The organism is Caloramator proteoclasticus DSM 10124, from assembly GCF_900129265.1.
GTDB classification, from domain to species: domain Bacteria; phylum Bacillota; class Clostridia; order Clostridiales; family Caloramatoraceae; genus Thermobrachium; species Thermobrachium proteoclasticum.
Genome location: NZ_FQVG01000094.1, coordinates 1 through 3,241, shown reverse-complemented (window position 1 = coordinate 3,241; position 3,241 = coordinate 1). Strand labels below are relative to the sequence as shown.

3 protein-coding genes are annotated in these 3,241 nt (G+C 26.5%); all 3 read left to right on the top strand.

Features of this window, described 5'->3' with window-relative positions; genetic code table 11:
* Nucleotides 1-244: 244 nt before the first annotated feature.
* On the top strand, nucleotides 245-832 hold the full coding sequence (locus BUB63_RS12820) for a flavin reductase family protein (protein ID WP_073250363.1): 588 nt from the start codon (nucleotides 245-247) through the stop codon (nucleotides 830-832).
* 74 nt (nucleotides 833-906) lie between these two features.
* Nucleotides 907-1,506, top strand: a complete 600-nt coding sequence (locus tag BUB63_RS12815; RefSeq protein WP_073250361.1) for a hypothetical protein — start codon at nucleotides 907-909, stop codon at nucleotides 1,504-1,506.
* The gene (locus BUB63_RS12810; protein WP_073250358.1) at nucleotides 1,418-3,106 is read left to right on the top strand and encodes a B12-binding domain-containing radical SAM protein; all 1,689 of its coding nucleotides are present in this window, start codon (nucleotides 1,418-1,420) and stop codon (nucleotides 3,104-3,106) included. Before BUB63_RS12815 ends, BUB63_RS12810 begins: the two co-directional genes overlap by 89 nt.
* Nucleotides 3,107-3,241: the final 135 nt, after the last annotated feature.

Below are 3,241 nucleotides of genomic sequence, written 5' to 3'. Positions count from 1 at the left end.
GCCTTTTTCCCTTCCAAAATTTCAATAAAATAGAAAAAATCTAATTTCCTATAAAGAAAAAAGCTTTACTGGAAATTAGATGCGAAATCTCTGATAAGTTTAAAAATGAGTTGAATGAAGAACTGCGTTATTATAAAATAACTTCTGTTATATTAAAATTGGCCCAAAGGACAACAGCTGGACTTATGCTGAAGTTTTTCAATGATGTACGAAAATTAAAAAACTTATCTGAGGAGTGATTGTTTTGTCTAAACTTACTTGGAAGCCAGGTACTATGCTTTATCCTGTACCTGCAGTATTAGTTTCCTGTAGCTACGATGAGATAGATAACATTATAACTATAGCTTGGGCGGGGACTATTTGTACTAATCCCCCTATGGTTTCCATTTCAATACGCCCAGAAAGATATTCCTACGATATTATTAAAAAATCAGGTGAATTTGTTATAAACATACCTAATAAAAATCTTGCCTTTGCAACTGATTATTGTGGTGTAAAATCAGGAAGAGATGTAGATAAATTTGAGGTATTAAATTTAACAAAGGAGAAGGCGTCCATTGTAAGTGCTCCTTTAATTAAAGAGTGTCCGCTTTCATTGGAATGTAAGGTTAAGGATGTTATTAAACTTGGAAGTCACGATATGTTTATTGCAGAAGTTGTTGCAGTAAATGTTGATGAAGCTCTATTGGATGATACAGGTAAACTTCATTTAGATAAAGCAGAACTTATATGTTACAATCACGGACAATACTGCGTTGTTGGAAAAAGCTTAGGTAAATTTGGTTTTTCTGTAGAAAAGAAAAAGAATAAAAATAAAAGAAGAAGTAAATAATTTCTGCCCATAAGGCAGGAATTATTTTTTTTTAATTGAATTTAATTAATATATAAAGGGTTGGGGTGGTATTGATGAAAAGATTATATGTAGATATAAGAAATATAGATTTTGGAGAAAATATTATTGATGTGTGTAATGGAGGAGACAGTGCCATTAATAAAATAATAAGTTCTAAATATAGTAATATTGAAAAGGATATATCAAATTTACAACAAATAGATAATAAAAACATAGTATATAATTCCTGTGTTTTTTTCTTTGTTTTATCAAGGGGGATTACAAAATTTAAATTTAATAAAATTATAAAAGTCATAACTAAAGTAATTGATAAAGATAGCAAAATTTATATATGGGATGTAGTTGAAAGGAATAAATTGGTATCGAAATACGAACTTAATGTTGAATCTGATATTGGATTGATTAAATTACCAATTAAGGTTTACTTTAAACCTTATAGTATAAAATTCCTTGACATAATCAAGGTTTTAGAAAATAATAGTTTCATAATAAAAAATAGTTTAATTAATCAAGGAATATTATTTGTAGAAGCAGAATTTAAAGGGGAGGAAACAAAGGTTAAAAATGAAGGTTATATTAGCAGCATTAAATGCAAAATATGTTCATTCAAATTTAGCAATAAGGTATTTAAAAAGAGAAATAGAGGATTATGATGTTGAATTGTATGAATCTACGATAAATGAAGATATCTTAAATATATCCTTTGACATAGTGAGTAAAAATCCTGATGTAGTAGCATTTTCTTGCTATATTTGGAATATAGAAAATACATTAAAGGTGGCAAATACAATTAAAAATATAAATGAAAATATTAAGATAGTTTTAGGAGGACCTGAAGTATCCTTTGATTCAATAGAGTTAATAAATAAATATAACTTTATTGATTTTATTATAAAAGGTGAAGGAGAAAAGGTCATAAAGCCACTTATAGATTCTATTTATTCAAATAGTTTAGAAGGATTAAGGAGTATAAAGGGTTTAACATATAGAGAAAATTTAAATATGGTAGATACAGGTTTTGCAGAAACTATAACTGATTTAGACAGTATTAAGTTTCCATATGAAGATGAGATACCAGATAAAATAATTTATTATGAAGCCTCAAGGGGATGTCCCTTTAGATGCAGCTATTGTATGTCTTCAATAGATAAAAGAGTTAGATTTAGAAGCTTAGATTTAGTTAAGAAGGAATTGAAATATTTAATTGATAACAATGTAAAGCTTGTTAAATTTGTAGATAGAACCTTTAATGCCAATAAAAATTTTTCAAGGGAGATATGGAAGTACTTAATAGAGCTATCTCCATCTACAAGATTCCATTTTGAAATAGCTGCAGATTTGTTGGAGGATGAGGATATAGAAATATTAAAGATGGCAAAGGAAGGTCTTTTCCAGTTTGAAGTAGGAGTACAGACTACGAACATAAAAGTTCTTGAAAATATAAATAGAAAAATGAATTTTGAAAGGGTAAAGGAAAATATAAATAAAATTCTACAAATAGGTAATATTCATTGTCATTTAGATTTAATAGTTGGTCTTCCCGAGGAAGATATAAACTCTTTTATAAAATCCTTTAATGATGTAATGAGTATAAATCCAGATGAATTGCAAATAGGTTTTCTAAAGGTACTAAAGGGTTCACCCATTTATTATGATAAGGATAAATATGGTATAAAATATTGTGGTTATGCTCCGTATCAGGTATTAAAAACAAACACTTTAAGTAGTCAAGAAATAAGCTATCTTTTAAAGTTTGAAGAAGTATTTGAAACCTTTTATAACAGTCATATATTTGAAAGAACTTTTAATTATGTTTTTAACTATATAGATGATTGTTATATTTTCTTTAAAGAATTAACTGATTACTTAATACAAAATGGATTTTTTAAAAGAAGCATAGGATTGCAGGATAAATTTTTTCAAATATTTAATTTTTTAATAAATCGCTTTGAAGGAAACACAATAAAGGACTTGCTAATATATGATTATTTGTACAACACAAAGAAGACAAATTTACCAGAATTTTTAAAGAAGCGCATAGATGAAGATGTGGAAACAAAAATTAAAATATGTAAAGAAAGGATAGTTAACACCTTAAGTTTAAGTAATTTAAAGGGACTTTTAATTTTGCCAATGTCCTTAGATGCAAGAAAAATAAATAGAAGTATAGAATTTAATTTTTCTGATTTTTTAGTGATATTTGATTTAAAAAATAATGGACATTATGCAATAAGTTTGAAAGAATTGGTATAAACAAATGTAAATATGAAAAAAACTAAAAAATATAATGAAAATCGACAAAAAATGACTTTTATTTTTCAAAAAAATTTAGCCTGAATTATTCACCAACCAAAAATTAAACTGAAAAATATTTATAAGAAATCTTAG